Annotated in this window: 2 protein-coding genes; both read left to right on the forward strand. The window is 71.6% G+C overall.

Features of this window, described 5'->3' with window-relative positions; translation table 11 throughout:
• On the forward strand, positions 1-635 hold a 635-nt coding region (locus tag ACLQ2R_RS39450), incomplete at its 5' end, for a phosphopantetheine-binding protein (protein WP_425966533.1).
• Positions 636-639: 4 nt separating this feature from the next.
• Positions 640-946, forward strand: a 307-nt coding sequence (locus tag ACLQ2R_RS39455; protein WP_425966534.1) for a beta-ketoacyl synthase N-terminal-like domain-containing protein, incomplete at its 3' end; no start/stop codon positions are given.

A 946-nucleotide genomic window follows, 5' to 3' on the forward strand; every position in this document is an offset into this window, starting at 1 on the left:
CCGCCGGGCTACGGGCCCGCGCCGAAACCGGCGACCTGCCCTCGATCCTGCGCGGACTGGTCCGCGCACCCCGCCGCGCGACGGCCACCGGAAACCCCGGGGCCCCCGGAGGCGTGGCCGAGCTGATGACCCGGCTCGCCACCCTCACCAGGGACGAGGCGATCCGGATGCTCACCGAGCGGGTCCGCACCCACGTCGCCGCCGTCCTCGCCCACGGCAACCCCGAACAGGTCAGCGTGGACCGCGCCTTCAACCAGCTCGGCTTCGACTCCCTGACGGCCGTCGAGCTGCGCAACCGGCTCAACATCGACACCGGGCTGCGCCTGCCGCCCACCGTCGTCTTCGACCACCCCACGATCAGCTCGCTCGCCGAGTTCCTGTTCAGCACGCTCGCACCGGCGCCCCCCTCACCCGAGGAGATGCTGCGCGGCGCGCTCGAACGCGTGGGATCCATGCTCACCAGCGCCAACGGCGACGGGGAGGCCATCCGCAGCAAGCTCGTCGCCGTGCTGCAGAGCGGCCTGGCCAGATTCGGCGCGGCACCGGACGGCACCGACCGTCCCGACACGGTGGTGGACAAGATCGACTCTGCTTCCGACGAGGAGATCTTCGCCCTCATCGACAACGAACTGTGACTACATGATCGCGACCGGAAAGGCCCGACCGATGGGAACCGAGGACAAGCTCCGCGCCTACCTCAAGCGTGCGACCGTCGAGCTGGCGGAGACCCGCAGGCAACTCGCCGACGAGGAGGGCCGCCGGCACGAGCCGGTGGCGATCGTCGGGATGGCCTGCCGTTTCCCGGGCGGGGTGACCGGCCCGGACGAGCTGTGGGACCTCGTGGCCTCCGGCAAGGACGCGATCAGCGGGTTCCCCGCCGATCGGGGGTGGGACCTGGAGGGGTTGTACGACCCCGATCCCGAGGCGCCGGGCAAGGCCTACGTGC

Origin of the sequence: Streptosporangium sp. DT93 (assembly GCF_049844535.1) — a bacterium.
GTDB lineage: Bacteria > Actinomycetota > Actinomycetes > Streptosporangiales > Streptosporangiaceae > Streptosporangium.